At 69.6% G+C, this 15,420-nt stretch carries 15 protein-coding genes and 1 pseudogene; 9 read left to right on the forward strand and 7 right to left on the reverse strand.

From position 1 onward, the window contains the following. The first annotated feature begins 133 nt into the window (after nt 1-133). The 4 genes from ESO89_RS06875 to hisH all read left to right on the forward strand — a co-directional run bounded on the left by ESO89_RS06875 (nt 134) and on the right by hisH (nt 4,063). Entirely contained in the window at nt 134-1,303 is a 1,170-nt protein-coding gene (locus ESO89_RS06875; RefSeq protein ID WP_128904830.1) for a PhnD/SsuA/transferrin family substrate-binding protein, read from the forward strand. A 28-nt stretch (nt 1,304-1,331) separates the two neighbouring features. Beyond that, nucleotides 1,332-2,117, forward strand: a complete 786-nt coding sequence (locus ESO89_RS06880; RefSeq protein ID WP_128904831.1) for a phosphonate ABC transporter ATP-binding protein — start codon at nt 1,332-1,334, stop codon at nt 2,115-2,117. 22 nt (nt 2,118-2,139) lie between these two features. Further along, the gene (gene phnE, locus ESO89_RS06885; RefSeq protein ID WP_128904832.1) at nt 2,140-3,228 is read left to right on the forward strand and encodes a phosphonate ABC transporter, permease protein PhnE; all 1,089 of its coding nucleotides are present in this window, start codon (nt 2,140-2,142) and stop codon (nt 3,226-3,228) included. 121 nt (nt 3,229-3,349) lie between these two features. Then, nucleotides 3,350-4,063, forward strand: coding sequence for an imidazole glycerol phosphate synthase subunit HisH (gene hisH / locus ESO89_RS06890; RefSeq protein WP_128904833.1), 714 nt, complete (start codon nt 3,350-3,352; stop codon nt 4,061-4,063). A gap of 27 nt (nt 4,064-4,090) precedes the next feature. On the opposite strand, the gene ESO89_RS06895 is transcribed toward hisH, so the two are convergent. Together ESO89_RS06895 and ESO89_RS18945 are read right to left on the reverse strand one after the other, a co-directional pair. Further along, on the reverse strand, nt 4,091-5,104 hold the full coding sequence (locus ESO89_RS06895; protein ID WP_128904834.1) for an aldo/keto reductase: 1,014 nt from the start codon (nt 5,102-5,104) through the stop codon (nt 4,091-4,093). Nucleotides 5,105-5,246: 142 nt separating this feature from the next. After that, nucleotides 5,247-5,408, reverse strand: a pseudogene (locus ESO89_RS18945) (cation:proton antiporter); the annotation flags it as partial. Between the two features lie 75 nt (nt 5,409-5,483). Here ESO89_RS18945 and ESO89_RS06905 point away from each other — a divergent pair. From ESO89_RS06905 to ESO89_RS06920, 4 genes are all read left to right on the forward strand, one after another. After that, nucleotides 5,484-5,792: a DUF7562 family protein gene (locus ESO89_RS06905; RefSeq protein WP_128904835.1), complete on the forward strand. Its 309-nt coding sequence runs from the start codon at nt 5,484-5,486 to the stop codon at nt 5,790-5,792. 46 nt (nt 5,793-5,838) lie between these two features. Next, on the forward strand, nt 5,839-6,702 hold the full coding sequence (locus ESO89_RS06910) for a hypothetical protein (protein WP_128904836.1): 864 nt from the start codon (nt 5,839-5,841) through the stop codon (nt 6,700-6,702). Nucleotides 6,703-6,791: 89 nt separating this feature from the next. Next, nucleotides 6,792-8,093 carry a ribonuclease catalytic domain-containing protein gene (locus ESO89_RS06915; RefSeq protein WP_128904837.1) on the forward strand — a complete coding sequence of 434 codons (1,302 nt, stop codon included), beginning with the start codon at nt 6,792-6,794 and terminating at the stop codon, nt 8,091-8,093. A 90-nt stretch (nt 8,094-8,183) separates the two neighbouring features. Then, nucleotides 8,184-9,563, forward strand: a complete 1,380-nt coding sequence (locus ESO89_RS06920) for an MmgE/PrpD family protein (RefSeq protein WP_128904838.1) — start codon at nt 8,184-8,186, stop codon at nt 9,561-9,563. A gap of 51 nt (nt 9,564-9,614) precedes the next feature. Here the strand turns inward: ESO89_RS06920 and ESO89_RS06925 are convergent, their stop codons facing one another. The 3 genes from ESO89_RS06925 to ESO89_RS06935 form a co-directional block, all read right to left on the reverse strand. Continuing rightward, a complete protein-coding gene (locus ESO89_RS06925; protein ID WP_128904839.1) occupies nt 9,615-10,067 on the reverse strand; it encodes a universal stress protein in 453 nt (150 codons plus the stop codon). A 47-nt stretch (nt 10,068-10,114) separates the two neighbouring features. Next, the gene (locus ESO89_RS06930; protein ID WP_128904840.1) at nt 10,115-11,401 is read right to left on the reverse strand and encodes an MFS transporter; all 1,287 of its coding nucleotides are present in this window, start codon (nt 11,399-11,401) and stop codon (nt 10,115-10,117) included. 105 nt (nt 11,402-11,506) lie between these two features. Further along, nucleotides 11,507-12,700 (reverse strand): MFS transporter, encoded by a 1,194-nt coding sequence (locus ESO89_RS06935; protein WP_128904841.1) that lies wholly within the window; start codon nt 12,698-12,700, stop codon nt 11,507-11,509. 164 nt (nt 12,701-12,864) lie between these two features. Here ESO89_RS06935 and ESO89_RS06940 point away from each other — a divergent pair, with 164 nt between their 5' ends. Beyond that, the gene (locus ESO89_RS06940) at nt 12,865-14,127 is read left to right on the forward strand and encodes an acyl-CoA dehydrogenase family protein (protein WP_128904842.1); all 1,263 of its coding nucleotides are present in this window, start codon (nt 12,865-12,867) and stop codon (nt 14,125-14,127) included. 185 nt (nt 14,128-14,312) lie between these two features. Here the strand turns inward: ESO89_RS06940 and ESO89_RS06945 are convergent, their stop codons facing one another. Both ESO89_RS06945 and ESO89_RS06950 read right to left on the reverse strand, forming a co-directional pair. Continuing rightward, nucleotides 14,313-14,966 carry a 30S ribosomal protein S7 gene (locus tag ESO89_RS06945; protein WP_128904843.1) on the reverse strand — a complete coding sequence of 218 codons (654 nt, stop codon included), beginning with the start codon at nt 14,964-14,966 and terminating at the stop codon, nt 14,313-14,315. Further along, nucleotides 14,963-15,391, reverse strand: a complete 429-nt coding sequence (locus ESO89_RS06950) for a 30S ribosomal protein S12 (protein WP_004048726.1) — start codon at nt 15,389-15,391, stop codon at nt 14,963-14,965. Before ESO89_RS06950 ends, ESO89_RS06945 begins: the two co-directional genes overlap by 4 nt. Nucleotides 15,392-15,420 lie beyond the last annotated feature (29 nt).

A 15,420-nucleotide genomic window follows, 5' to 3' on the forward strand; every position in this document is an offset into this window, starting at 1 on the left:
GAGGATGTAGACTGACTCCCTGCTGGCAGACCATGTGTCTGTCATAGGCCACCACCTACGAGATAGTGACGAAATCAGACGGGGCTAAACACGTACGAAAATAATATACCATGCGAGTCGAACGCACAACTGTATGTCCGACAACAGGTGGTCGGCGAATCGGCGAACATTTGTCAAGACGGCCGGTGCGGCCGGGGTAGTCGGACTCGCCGGCTGTTCCGACAGCAGCGGCGGGGACAGTGGCGATGGCGGCGACGGCAGCGATGGCGGGTCGGGCGACGGGAGCGACGGTTCGGACGGCGGCACGGCGGGGGACTCCGGGAACTCCGCGACGGAGGTTACGTGGGTGTTGAACCCCGCGGAGGAGGAGATCGACATCCAGGTGCAGTACCAGCCGCTGTTCGAGTACCTCGAGTCCGAGCTCGACGTGGAGATCGTCGAACAGCCGACCGCGAGCTACTCCGGCACCGCACAGGAGCTCCGACGCGCCGCGGAGGGCGACCGGCTCTTCGCGGACGTGTCGCCGGGCGCGGTCGCGCAGATCCCCGGCGAGCTCGACGTGACGGGGATGCGGGTGGCGTACGGCGCGGAGCAGTACTTCTCGCTCATCACGACGACGACCGACAGCGGTATCGAGTCGCTCTCGGATCTGGAGGGCGAGGTCGTCGCGTCGGCCGCGCCCACCTCGGTCTCCGGGACGCTGTTCCCGCTGTACATGCTCAGCAACGCCGGGATCGACATCGGGAGCGCCCCCTCCGGCTCGCCCGAGGACTTCGAGCTCCGGACCTCCGACCACACCACGGCCCGCGAACAGCTCATTCAGGACGACCGGATCGCGGCCGCCGGGACGGGCGCGTTCTCCACCGCGGCGCACGTCCCGCAGGAGCAGTTCGACGAGATGTCACAGGAGTTTGTCGAGGTCTCGGCCGAGTACGACGGTGCGGGCGAAAGCGACCCCGAGATGCAGCTCCTCGCGGTCTCCGACCCGATCCCGCGCGCGCCGATCGTGAGCAACGCCGCGTGGGAGGAGTCGCTCAAAGACGACCTCCGCCAGCTGATGATCGACGCGCCACAGGAGGCGTTCGAACACGAGTCGCAGGCGGACATCGCCGAGGCGCTCAACGTCGACCCCGCGATCCTCGACATGGACGAGTCCGAACTCAGCGAGGACCAGCAGGACGACTTGGAGCTAGTCGAGGCGCACGCGCTCTGGTTCAGCGGCGTCGTCGAGGCGAGCGTCGAGGACTACGACCCCGTCGCGGAGCTCGGTCAGGAGCTCGGCTTGGAGTGGAGCACGCTCTAGGCTGAGCGGCTACTCACACGCTTTCTTTATGACTCACATCGAAGTAGACGGCCTTACGAAACGGTTCGGCGACACAGTCGCGCTCGACGACGTGTCCTTCGAGGTCCCCGCCGGCGAGTTCGTCATCGTGCTCGGGGTCTCGGGGTCCGGGAAGTCGACGCTGCTGCGAACGCTGAGCGGGCTGCTCTCGCCGACCGAGGGCGAGATCCGGATCGACGGCGAGCCCATGATCGAGCCGCGCCCGTCCGTCGCGATGATCTTCCAGCAGCACAACATCATCGGCGACATGACGGCGTACTCGAACTCGCTTTCCGGCGGCGTCCACCGCTCGGGATTCGTCTCCAGCGTGCTGCAGCTTCAGGATACCGAGGAGAAGCACCGCGCCCTCGACGCCCTCGACACGGTCGGGCTCTTGGACGAGGCCGAACAGAAGGCACGGAGCATGAGCGGCGGCCAACAGCAGCGCGTGGGGATCGCCCGCGCGCTCGTCCAGCGGCCGGAGGTCTTGCTCGCCGACGAGCCGGTCGCGAGCCTCGACCCCGGCAGCGCACAGAGCGTGATGGGGTACCTCCGGACCGCCTCCGAGGACCGCGATCTGACGACCTTCTGTAGCCTCCACCAGGTGAACATCGCCCGGAAGTTCGGACACCGGTTCATCGGGCTGCGAGACGGCAAGAAGGTGTTCGACGGGTACCGGGACGACCTGACGATCGACGTCATCGACGACCTCTACGGCGACATCGACACCGAGGGGATGTTCGTCCGCGACGACGGTGACGGTAGCGGCGCGACCGACGAGGTCGCGACGACGTGACGAGAACGGAGCTGATCTACGAGTGACAACAGACACCACGGATTCCGACGGGACGCGCTCGGAGGCGGTCGGCGTCGACGACGCCGCCGACGTTCCGGACCGCATCGCCGAACAGTTCGAGAACATCAAACGGACCCGTCGCCGTCGGGCGCTCGGGTGGCTCGGGCTCGCGGCCTTCCTCGTGTTCACGACGCTGCAGGCGTTCGCCGCGACGGAGCTTTTGAACCCCGACGCGCGCCTCGAAACGTTCACCGAGTCGTTGACCGGGTTCTTCCCGATCACGGACCACTTCGGCGTGCTCCCGTTCCTCGACATCGGCCAGTACGTCGGGTTCATCAGACAGGAGAACCTGCTGTACGACCCCGCGATCGGCGGGCTGCTGTTCCAGTTCCCCCCGAACCCGACGGACATCTACGCGTTCTTCTTCCAGGAGCTCGGGATCTTCCAGATATTCGGGGAGGCCGGCATCACGCTCGCGATGGGGTTCGTCGGGACGATCCTCGGGTTCCCGTTCGCGCTGATCTTCGGGACGCTCGGCTCCGAGCGCGTCACCCCGTTCCCCTTCAACTTCATCTTCCGCGGGACGATGTCCTTCATCCGGGCGATTCCCGCGATCATCTGGACGCTCATCTTCATCCCGTTCCTCGGGCTCGGTCCCGCCTCCGCCGCGCTCGCGATCGCGTTCGATACGATCGGGAACCTCGGCCGGCTGTTCGTCGACGAGCTCGAAGAGATCGAGGACGGGCCGATCGAGGCGATGCGAACGACCGGGGCGAGCAAGCCCCAGATCGTCTTCTTCGGCATGCTGAGTCAGGTCCGGACCGGGTTCATCGCGTGGACGCTGTACATCTTCGAGATCAACGTCCGCGCCGCCGTCACCGTCGGCGTCATCGGCGCCGGGGGGCTCGGCTACGTCCTCACCTCCCAGCAGAACCTGCTGCGGTTCACCGAGATGATGGCGACGCTGCTCGCCATCTTCCTGCTCATCATCTCCGTCGAGCTGTTCAGCCAGCGGCTCCGGTCGCGGCTGCGCTCCGACGACGTGGAGATGAGCATCTGGGAGCTCATCACCGGCTTCCCGCGCCGGATGATGGAATCGGCGATGAAGTGAACGCGGGAGCGCTCCGCCCGCCGCGCCCCGTTCGAGGCGGACCGCGGCCGTCGGAGTGGACGACCGCCCATCGAACTGTCACAAGGGAAACCGACTTTTCCGTCCCCCTCCGAGGGGACGTATGAGCACCTTCGAACCGCCCGCGGAGACGCTGGCGGACGTGGTTCTTGTCGACTACGGCCTCGGGAACCTCCGGTCGGCGACCCGCGGGTTGGAGCGCGCGGGCGCGTCGGTCGAGATTACCGACGATCCCGAGGCGTTCGCGGCCGCCGACGGCGTCGTCCTCCCGGGCGTGGGCGCGTTCCGCGAGGGGATGGAGAACGCCGGCCCGCTGCGCGAGGCGCTGACCGACCACGCCGACGCCGGCCGCCCCCTGTTCGGGATCTGTCTCGGGATGCAGATGCTCCTCACCTCCAGCGAGGAGGCCGACCACGAGGGGGAAGGCGAGGTGACCGGCCTCGATCTGGTCCCCGGCACCAACGTCCGGTTCGACGTGGACCGCAAGGTGCCGCACATGGGGTGGAACGAGCTCGAAGTCGCGCGCGATCACCCGCTGGTCGAGGGCGTAAACAGACGGGGGTCGGAGACCCCGCAGGCAGACGGACCCATGGGAGGGTCCGTCGACGGCGAGTACGCCTACTTCGTCCACTCGTACTACGCCGAGCCCGACGACCCGGACGCGGTCGTCGCCACCGCGGACTACGGCGTCGACTTCCCCGCGGTCGTCGCCAACGAGGCCGGCAACGTGTTCGGCACGCAGTTCCACCCCGAGAAGAGCGGGGAGACCGGGCTCCGCATCCTCCGGAACTTCGTCGAGTACTGCGCGGAGCGGTAAGCCCCCCGAGTCAGCGGTCGGGAGGATTCACAGCCCGTCGTACGGGCCGGGCTTCGCGGCGGTGAGCCGGTCGACCTGCTCGTCGGAGAGGTCGATCGAGGCGGCCGCGAGGTTCTCCGCGAGCTGGTCGGTCGTGCGCGCGCCGACGATGGGCGCGGTGACGCCGTCGCGGTGGGCGAGCCACGCGAGCGCGGTCTGTGCGGGCGTCGCGTCGACTTCGTCGGCGACGGCGTCGAGCTCGTCGTGGAGGTCGAAGTTCTCCTCGGTGAGGTACGCCTCCTGGAAGCGGCTGGACTCGGCGGCCTTCGACTCCTCGGGGAGGTCCTCGTCGCGGTCGTACTTCCCGGTCAGGAACCCCTGTCCGAGCGGGCTCCACGGGGAGACGGCGAGGTCGCGCTGGCGCGCGAACTCCAGGTAGTCGCCCTCGACCTCGCGGTCGACGAGGTTGTAGCGCGGCTGGAGCACTTTGAACGGCTCCCAGCCCTCGTTGCGGGCGATCTCGTTGGCGCGGGCGACCTTCCACGCGTTCGGCCGGAGCGTGGAGGCGCCGAGGTAGTGGACCGTGCCGGACTCGACGAGCCCGTTCAGCGTCTTCATCAGCTCGCGGGCCGGCGTCCCGTCGTCCCACCGGTGGATGTAGAGGACATCGATGTAGTCGGTGTCGAGCCGGTCGAGGAGGGCGTCGACGCGGTGGCGGACGTTCTTGCGGTTCGTGCCGCGGCTGTTCGGGTCGCCGTCGCGGATCTGCCAGTACACCTTCGACGCGATCGTGTAGCGCTCGCGGTCGCGCTCGGCGAGCCAGTCGCCGATCCAGCGCTCGCAGTCGCCGCCGCCGTACACGTCGGCGGTGTCGATGTAGCGCCCGCCGGCGGCCTCGTACCCGTCGAGCAGCTCGCGGGCGCGGGCCTCGTCGATCTCCACGTTGCCCGCCTCGGTGACGCGGCCGAACCGCCACGTGCCGAGCTGCAGCTCGCTCGTGCGGAGGCCGGTTCGACCGAGGGGGACCGTACCGAGGTCGATCTCGTCGAGTTCTGGAGCCATCGGTCGATCGGTAGTGCCCGTCGCCGCAAAAACTTACAGCAATCGGATGCGACGTGTGAACGCGTGTCGGACAACGGTGGCGGTCCGACGGTGAGCCGGAGTGGGGGAGCCGGACCGGCGTCCTCGGCGACGCCGACGCCGACGACACCCAGTCGCCCGCCGCGTCCGGTCGACCCGGCCACGAGGCCGCGGTCGACTCGAACGGCTCGGAGTACTGCATCAGCGTCGTGCCGAGGATCGCCATCACGAGCACGTACCCGACGGCGAAGGCGTTGATCGTCTCCGCGAGCGCCGGGTCGTACGCCTCCGAGCGGGACACCGTCCGACGGGCGTCTGCCGCGCACCAAACGCTAAGTGCGCCCGGTCCGAGGGAACGGGTATGTGGCGCTCCCGGAAGAGCCGGGACCGGCGAACGGTGATCTGCATCGCGTGTGGCGACTCGGTGCTGCGCGAGGACGCGCGCGAGTACGACAAGGAGGGGAACCGCTGGGACCGGCGCGACAAGGCGTTCGAGTACCCCTGTACCGACTGCGACGACGAGATCTGTCACCAGCCGCGCGACGGGCTCGAATCGATGATCCTCTCCATCGAGTCGGACGGGCTCTCCCGCGAGGAGTTCCTCGACCGCTACGCCGACGCGGTCGCCGACGCCGGCGAATCGCCCGGTCGTTCGGAGCGCGACCGGTAACGCAACCGACACGCCTTCCTCCCGCGGTTCGAAACCCGACTGACACATGCTCCTCCGTTCGACGCCCGCCGCCCCTTCGGCTCCGATCCAGACCGCGATCGATCCCCTCCCGACCCTGATCGGCGTCGCCGCGCTGCTCGTCGGCCTCGCGTTCCTCGCCCACGGCGGGCGAGGCTCGCTTGACGCGGTCCGCATCGCCCGCGCGGCCGCGACCGACCCTCGGTCGCTGCACGCCGGCGACCGCCGGGTGCGAATCACCGGACGCGCCGAGCGCGCGTCGGACGCTCACGGCGGATCTGCCGTCGATGAAGACGGGTCCGAGACGCTCCCCGCCCCGTTCACCGACGAGGGGTGCCTCTGTTGCGCGTACGACGTGTCGGAGTACCGGAGTCAGGGGAAGGGCCGGTCGTGGGTGTCGATCGACTCCGGCGAGGCGGGGGTCCCGTTCCGCGTCGTCGTCGACGGCGTCGGCGTCCGCGTCGACCCCGCGGCCGCCGACTTCGCGTTCGGCGTCGACGAGGACGTCGAGGTCGCGGCTGACGAGACGCCGCCCGAGCGCGTCCGGCGGTTCACGGACGCGGTGGAGGCCGTCGACGAGTCCGAGACCGGGTGGGAGCTCGGCCCGCTCACCGTCGGCAACGATCCCAAGCGCCGGTACCGCCAGCGCGTTCTCCGTCCCAGCGACGACGTGACGGTCGTCGGCGACGCGACCGCCTTCCCGGACGCGCCGGTCGGCGAGGTGAAAGCGCGGATCGACGGTGGCTCCCCCTTCGTGGTCGGCGACGCGAGCGCGCGCCGCACCGCGCTCCGGCTGGTCGGCCGGTCGGCGGTGCCGGTCGTCCTCGGCCTCGTCTCGCTGACGGTCGCGGCGTTCGCGCTCTCGCCAGTCCTCGGTGCGGTCGTCGGGTGAGACCGGGGACGCTTCGTCTCGCCCTCGGTCGGTCGCCGCCGCCTCTCCGCCCCGACAGGCCTTTCTAACGGACACGCGTTGGTCACCGTATGTCAGACGACGAGCCGAAACCGGGGTCCGCGGAGGACCAGGGTCCCGTGACGATCACGCCGGAGCTGGCCGACCGCCTCGCCGAGAAGCGGGCGGAACTGTTCGAGGAGTTCGAGATCCGCGACGAGTTCCCGAGCGAGGTCCTCCGCGAGGCCGAGGCGCGGACCGAGGGCGTGTACGACGAGATCGAAGCCGAGATCGACGAGCGCGAGGACCTCCGCGACCTGACGACGTGGACCACCGACCCGATCGACGCGCAGGACTTCGACGACGCCATCTCGATCGAGCGGGAGGAGGGCGCCTACCGGTTGTGGGTCCACATCGCCGACGTGACCCACTACGTCACCCCCGACACCGCGATGTGGGAGGAGGCGGTCGAGCGGGCCAACACCGTCTACCTGCCCGACTACACGATCCACATGCTCCCGCCGGTGCTCGCGGAGACCGTCTGCTCGCTCGTCCCGAACGAGGACCGCCTCGCGCACACCGTCGAGATGGAGATCGACGACGAGACGCTCTCCTTCGAGAACATCGAGATCTACAAGTCCGTCATCAACTCCGACGAGCGGCTCACCTACAACGAGTGTGAGGAGCGGCTGGAAGACCCCTCGCTCCCCCTCGGCGAGGAGAACGCCCTCGCCTTCGAGCTCGCCGACCGCATGCACGAACAGCGCAAGGCGGACGGCTCGCTCGTCCTCAATCCCCGCCGGGACCGCGCGCACACCATCATCGAGGAGTCGATGCTGAAGGCGAACAAGGCGGTGACGCACACCCTGATGTGGGACCGCGGCGTCGAGGCGATGTACCGCGTCCACCCGCAGCCGACCCCCGATCAGTGGAGCAAGGCGTTAAAAGAGATCCAGGAGCTCGACTCCGTCTCCATCCCGGGCGACGCGTGGGGCGACGACCCGCGGAAGGCGGTCAACGCCGCCCTCGAAGAGTCGCCCGGCCGCCAGCTCAACAAGATCCAGCGCGCCGTGCTGAAGGTGATGCCCCGCGCGAAGTACATGAACGACCCGTTCGGCGGCCACCACGCGCTCAACTTCGACATCTACGGCCACTTCACCTCGCCCATCCGCCGGCTCTCGGACACGATCAACCACTGGATCGTCCACGAGAACGACGTGCCGGAGAACCTCATCGAGCTGTGCGACCACGCCAGCGACAAGCAGAAGGACGGCGAGACCGCCGAGCGGCACTACAAGCAGTTCCTGCAGGAGGTCGGGCTCGACCCCCACGCCGTCAACAACCGCGGCGTCGAGATCGTCGACGACCCCGAGGAAGCGAAACACACGGTCTGAACCTCTCGGACATCTCTTTGCGTTCGCGTTCTCGCGCCTCCCGCCTGCCGTCGGCCGAACCTTGATGCGGTCGGCCGTCCATCCGCCGGCATGGTAATCGACCGCATTGTCGATCGCTGCGAGACCGTCGACGGCGACCGCCCCGACCTGCCGGCGCACCTCCTCGACTGGTTCGCCGTCGCGATCGGCGGGGCGGCCCACGCCGACTCCTCGCCCGCGATCCGCGACGGGATCGACCGGATCGCCGGGCCGACCCCCGACCCGGCGACGGACGAGACGGCCACCGTCATCCCGACCGGCGAGCCGATGACGCCCGCGGACGCCGCGTTCGCGAACGGCGCGTTCGCGCACAGCCTCGACTTCGACGACACGCACCTCCCCTCCTCGCTGCACCCGGGCGCACCGACGATCGCGGCCGCGCTCTCGGCCGCCGAGGCCGCCGAGGCGAGCACGGACCGGTTTCTCGCGGCGGTCGCGGCCGGCTACGACGTGGCCTGCACCGTCGGCGAGGCGGTCGGCCCCGACTCCCACTACGACCGCGGCTTCCACGTGACCGCCACCTGCGGGACCTTCGGCGCGGTCGCGGCCGCCGGCGTGGCGCGCGGGCTCGACGCCGACGGGCTCCGGAACGCCCTCGGGATCGCCGGGAGTCAGGCGGCCGGCTCCCTCCAGTTCCTCGCGAACGGCGCGTGGAACAAGCGGCTCCACCCCGGGCTCGCCGCCCGCCGCGCGATCGAGGCGACCGATCTGGCCGCCGCTGGCGTCGTCGGCGCGGCCGACCCCCTCGACGGGGAGCACGGCTTCCTCGCGGGGTACAGCGACGACCCGAACCCCGCGGCGTTCGACCGGCTGGGCGAGCGCGACGCGGTCGCGGAGACGGGGCGCAAGCCGTACCCCTGCTGTCGGTACCTCCACTCCGCGATCGACGGGCTCCGGGAGATCGCGCCCGCGGTCGACCCCGCCGACGTGGAGTCGATCCGGATCGCGATCCCGAGCGCCGGCGTCCGGCTCACGGGCGACCCGATCGAGGCGAAACGGCGCCCCGAGAGCTTCGTCGACTGCCAGTTCTCGGCGCCCTTCGCCGCCGCGCTCACCCTCATTGAAGGGTCGGCCGGCGCCGAGTCGTTCCTGCGGGCCGTCGGTCGGTTCGACGACCCGCCGCGCTGGGACGACCCCGAGATCCGGCGGCTGATGGAGGCGACGACCGTGACGACCGACGAGGCGATCGAGCGCCGGTTCCCCGCAGAGTGGGGCGCCGACGTGGCCGTGACCGCCGCGGGCGAGACTCGCGAGCGCTCCGTGAGCATCCCGCTCGGCGAGCCCGCAAAGCCGATGTCCGACGCCGACGCGCGGGCGAAGGCCGAGGGATTGCTCGCCGGCACCGGCGTCGACGCCGACCGCCTGACGGCGGTGATCGAGTCGCTCGACGGGCGATCGGTCGCGGAGCTGGTGGACGCGGCGACGGTGTGAAAGGAATGAGGTCTAGCGGTTCTGTCGGCGACCTCGCGGTCAGCCGGAGCGCTACTCGTCCTCGCTCGGCTTCCCGACGATCACCGGGCGGTCGGCGTTGAGCAGGACGGTCTGGCTGACGCTGCCGAACAGCGCCTTCCCGACCGGCGAGCGCTTGCGCATCCCGATGACGATCGCGTCCACGTCCCGGTCGTCGGCGACTTCGAGGATCGCCTCGGCCGCGTCCCCGACGTGGAGCTCCCGGTCGTGAACGATCCCGAGCTCGTCGAGCCGCGCCTCCACGTCGGTGAGTGAGTCGGGAATTCCGCGGAGCTCCTCGATCGACTCGTTGACCTCGTCGATGACGGACGACCCGGCCTCGTCGGCCGGCGCGTCGACCGACTCGTACACGTGCAACAGGGTGACCTCGATCTCCGCCGGCTCGACGGGGAGCGATTCGAGGATGCCGGCCTGCGAGAGCGCGCGCTTCGACTCGATGTCGACCGGCAACAGGACGTGGTACATACCCCACGATTCAGCACGGCTTCCCTTAAAAGCGACCGTCGGAGCAATCAGTCCCGCCGCGTCGCGAACCGGGTGACGGCGGCCGCCGAGAGCGCGCCCATGACCGCGATGCCCGCGAGGACGACGAACAGCTCGCGCGGCCCGGCCCGGGTGAGGACCGCGCCCGAGAGCGCGGCGCCGAGCGACCCGACGCCGAAGATCCCGAGGTACGTGTAGCCGAACGAGATGCCGCGCGCCTCGCTCGGGGAGTAGGCCGCCACCGTCGCCTGCGAGAGCGGCTGGACCGTGAACAGCGCGACGCCGAGGGCGAGCGAGGCCGCGAGGAACGTCACCGTGGTCCGCCCCGCGGGAACGAACAGGAGCGCGAGGGCCGCCAGAATCCCCATCAGCGCCATCAGTCCGCGCTCGGGCGGCACGCGGTCGGCGATCCGCCCGCCGAGGTATTGCCCGAACACGCCGACGGTGAGGACCGCCACGTACAGGTACCGGCCCACGTCGAACTCCTCGGCGTACGGGCTCTCCGGATCGATGAGCTGCACGTCGATCAGCCCGCCGAGCACGTCGCTGAGGAGATCCGGCAGGAACGTGAGGAACGTTCGGTAGTAGAGTCCGCTGAACGTGACGAACGCGAACACGATCAGGAACCCGCCGGCGAGCAGCACGCGGGTGTCGTCGACGATCGTCGCCGCCGAGATCTCGCCTTTGGTGCCGCCGCCCTCTCCGTCACCGTCGCCGTCACTGTCACCGTCGCCGTCACCGGCCTCGGCCCCCCGGTCGGTCATCGCGGCGCCGACGTCGACGGTCGCCCCGTAGGCGGCGACGACGACCACGGGAGCCGTGAGCGCGGCGGCGACGATCCGCCAGTCGAACGCCAACAGCAGGAGCGCGGTCGCCAGCGGTCCCAGAGCGATCCCGAGGTTCCCGCCGATCCCGTGGTAGCCGAGCGCGGTCCCTCGCTGGTCCACCGTCTTCGAGAGCAGCGACAGCCCCGCCGGGTGGTAGACGCTCGCGGTGATCCCCCACGCGCCGATCGCGACCGCGAGCGTGAGGAGGTTGGGCGCGACGCTCACGAGCAGGAACGAGCCGGCCATCCCCGCGAGACACGCGAGGATGAGCGGCTTCGATCCGAAGCGGTCGACTAGGATTCCGCCGGGCAGCGCCCCGACGCCGAACAGCCCGTAGCCGACCGTCACGACGAGCCCGAGGGCGGCCGCCGTCGTCGAGAACTCCCCGATCCACACGGTCAACAGGATCGGGATCGACAGCTCGTAGGTGTGGACGAGCCCGTGCGAGCCGGCGGTGAAGGCCACGATCCGTCGTTCGGCGCGGTCCATTGGGGACGGGTTCTCTGTCGGCCGGCATAGGTCCGAGGGTACCCGCCGCGGTTGCCGCGAGACGGGAGGCGGCGGGTGCGGGTGCGAGGGGCGCCAGGAGCGGGATCACTCCGCCATCGCCGTCTCCCCGACGGGCGGGTCCGACCGGATGACGGCGACGACGAGGACGGCGGCGACGAGACACACCCCGGACAGCAGCGTCCAGCTCGCCCGGTAGTCGAAGGCGTCCGCGAGGTAGCCGAAGGCGGGCGGCGCGAACAGCGCCCCCGAGGTCAACGCGAGCTGGCACCCCGCGGTCGCGCTTCCCATCTGCTCCGAGGGGACGAGCGTCGCCATACAGGAGTAGTAGACGCCGGTGAACCCGAGGACGAAGAAGCCGAGCGCCGCGAACGCGATCCCGGCGTTCGTCTGCGTCGAGGTCCGCGCGACGACGAGAAACAGGGCCGCGCTGGCGACCGTCTGTACGAGCAGGATCGCCCCGATCCGGGTCTGCGGGTCGCCGGGGAGGTGATCGGAGAGCCAGCCGCCCAGCAGCCGCCCGCCGCTTCCGAACAGCTGGACGATCGCGAGCACGACGCCGCCGAACGCGACCGACGCGCCGATCGACTCTTCGACGTAGAGCACGGTGTACCCCGTGGTCGTGAACAGCGCGGCGCCGAGAAACAGCCCGGAGACGGCCAACAGCACGTACGGCCGGTTCGACGCCAGCCCGCGGAGGTCCGGATAGCTGCTCGTGCCGCCCCCCGCGCCGCGGTAGAGGACGTAGAAGCCGGCCGCGACGACGACGCCGACCCCGGCCGCGATGAGGAACCCGATCTCCCAGAAGAAGTAGCCCGCGAGCCCGGTGACGAGCAGGGCACTGATCCCGCTGCCGCCGGTGACGCCGACCTGCTTGATCCCCATTGCGGTGTTCTGGCGGCCGGGCGCGATGCTGTCGTACACCGCCTTGTTCGTCCCGGGCATCGCGGTGCTGTACACCGAGCCGAGCAGGAAGACGGCCGCCAGAAGCAGCGCGTACGTCGGCGCGCCGGCGACGAGCACCATTCCGGCGGCGAGCCCGACGAGCCCGAGCGAGAGCGTTCGCCGCTCGCCGAACCGGTCCGTGAGCGCGCCGACCGGCAGCAGGAACACCGCGTAGCCGAGCGTGAGCGTCGTGACGACGATGCCGACCCTGAACCGTGAGAGCCCGAACTCGTCCCGGAAGAAGGGGGTCGCCGCGAAGACGGTGTAGTAACAGATGCTCGCCGACACCTGCCACAGCGTGACCAGCGACACCGTCCGCCAGTAGGCGCGATCCATTCACCGTCAGCCACCGCATCCCGATCCATAAGCGGTCCGCTCTCGGCAATCGGCGGTCGCCGCGGCGGCCGGCGGAACTACGGGACCCCAGTCCCCCGCCACCGGTCCGAGCACGGATCGCCACGACGCGAATCCTTATGCGACGCGGCGGTGCACGTCAGCGTATGCCACGAGACTGGCGCGATTCGGTCGATCTCACCGAACGGCAGGCGCTCGTTCGGCGGAGCATCCGCGACCTCTGTTCGGAGTTCGACGACGAGTACTGGCGGGAGCGCGACCGCACGGCCACCTACCCGCAGGAGTTCGTCGACCGGCTCGCCGCCGACGGCTGGCTCGGCATGCTGATCCCCGAGGAGTACGGCGGCGTGGGGATGTCGACCAGCGAGGCGGTCGTGATGATGGAGGAGATCGCGGCCAGCGGCGGCGGGTTCGCCGCGCCCCAGTCGATCCACGGCGGGATCTACAACTCCGTCCCCATCGTGAAGTACGCCGACGAGGAGCTGAAGGCGGAGCTACTTCCGAAGGTCGCCGCGGGCGAGGAGACGATCCAGGCGTTCGGGCTGACCGAGCCGAACGCCGGCTCCGACTCGACGGCGATGACGACGCGAGCGGAGCGCGAGGCGCGGAGCGCCTCGGACCGAAGCGCCTCGGAACGGAGCGGCACCGCCGCGGAACGCGACGGCGACGAGTACGTGATCAACGGCGAGAAGGTGTGGATCTCCCGCGTGGAGGACAGCGACTACCTCGTGTTGATGGCGCGGACGACCCCCCGCGAGGAGGTCGACAAGCGGACCCGCGGCATCTCGATGATCCTCGTCGACCTGGAGGACGCCTACGCCGACGGGCTGGAGATCGAGCGCATCCCCAAGACGGCGAGTCGAGCGGTCCACTCCTACCAGCTCTACTTCGACGACGTGCACGTGCCGGCGTCGAACCTGATCGGGGAGGAGGGCGAGGGGTTCTACCAGGTCCTCGACGGACTCAACGAGGAGCGGCTGGTGATCGCCGCGGAGTGTCTCGGCCTCGGCGAGACCGCGCTGGAAAGCGGGATCGACTACGCCACCGAGCGCGAGGTGTTCGGCGGGCCGATCGGCGCCAATCAGGCGATCCAGCACCCGCTCGCGGAGGCGTACGCCGACCTGCTCGCCGCGAAGAAGGTGATCTACGACGCCGCCGACCGACTCGACGACCTCGACCGGACCGAGGCCGGCGCCGAGGCGAACGTCGCGAAGTACCTCGCGGCCGAGGCCGCGTTCGAGGCCGCCGACGCCGCGGTCCAGACCCACGGCGGGTTCGGCGTCGCGCGCGAGTACGACGTGGAGCGGTACCTCCGCGAGGCCCGGCTGACCCGGCTCGTCCCGGTGACCCAACAGCTCGCGCTCAACTACCTCGGCGAGCGCGTGCTCGGGCTCCCGCGGTCGTACTGACCCGGCTGTTAGCCCAGAGTCGTCGAGCGCGTATAAACAGCCGCCGGCACCACTCGATCGCGTATGGACACCAACCCCAATCGCGCACAACACCCACTCCCGATCTCAAGCCGTCGCTCCGCATCCCCGGTCGAAACGAGAGAACCGCGAAAACGCGTCCCGTCGGTCCGAGGTCGAAACCGGCGTTAGCGGGCCGCGGCGGCGACGCGCTCGCGCTCCTCCTTCTGCGAGATGGAGTAGGAGCGCTCGGGGTCGTAGTCCGCGGCCGTGACGAGCTCGTTGGCGAGCGCCTCGGCGGCGGCGGTGCTCGACTTGTACGTCGCGTTGGCGACGCCGTCGGAGATGAACAGCAGGGCCTGATCGACGCGGCGCTGGGGAGCGACGTCGACCGCCTTGGGGACGGAGATCCCGCCGTACTTCAGCCGAACGGTCTCCTCGCGGGGCGCGGCGTTCTCGACGGCCGTCACGAGGATCTGGACCGGGTTCCCCTCGGTCCGCTCGTGGATGATGTCGAAGGCGTCGCGGACGATCCGGGTCGCCTGCTGTTTCTTGCCCGTGTTCTCGTCGGTCTGCATCAGGCGGTTGATCATCCGCTCGACCAGGGAGATCTCGCTTTTCTTGAACTGTTTTGACGCGTGACGGCCCATGGTGTGGGCGATGGGCGTCACGGTCATGTAGCGCTTCGTCGAGGGGTCCTCGTAGGCGATCTCGGTGACGTCCCAGACGCCGAACAGCTTGGCGTTCTCGTTGGCTGCCTCGCTGGACGCGGGCGCGTCCGGCTCCGGCTCGTCGGCGGCGACGTCCTCGTCGGACGGCGCCTCGGTCTCCTCACCGCTCATCTGACGGGCTTCTCCGCGTTTCCGCGAACCAGTTCGATCATGGAGACGCCGTTGACTTTCTCGACCTTGTAGTTGACACCGGAAAGGTCGCCCATCGCGCGACCCTTCGCCCCGCCGATCCCGGCGATCGTGACCTCGTCGTGCTCGTCGATGAACGAGATGGCGCCGTCACCGGGACAGAACGCGGTGACCTGCTTCCCGTTCTTGATGAGCTGCACGCGGACGCACTTTCGGATCGCCGAGTTCGGCTGCTTTGCCTCGATCCCGACCTTCTCCAGCACGATCCCGCGGGCCTGCGGGGCGCCTTCGAGGGGGTCGGACTTCTTCTTGAGCCCGCGCTCTCGCCGAGCGTACTCGGAGTCGGACCAGCGGCGCTTCTGCCGGTCCTGTTTGAGCTTACGGGCCGCGTATTTTCCGTTCGCCATCGTACATCCACTTCCGAACGGAGCTACTT

This window comes from Halorubrum amylolyticum, from assembly GCF_004114995.1.
Lineage (GTDB): Archaea > Halobacteriota > Halobacteria > Halobacteriales > Haloferacaceae > Halorubrum > Halorubrum amylolyticum.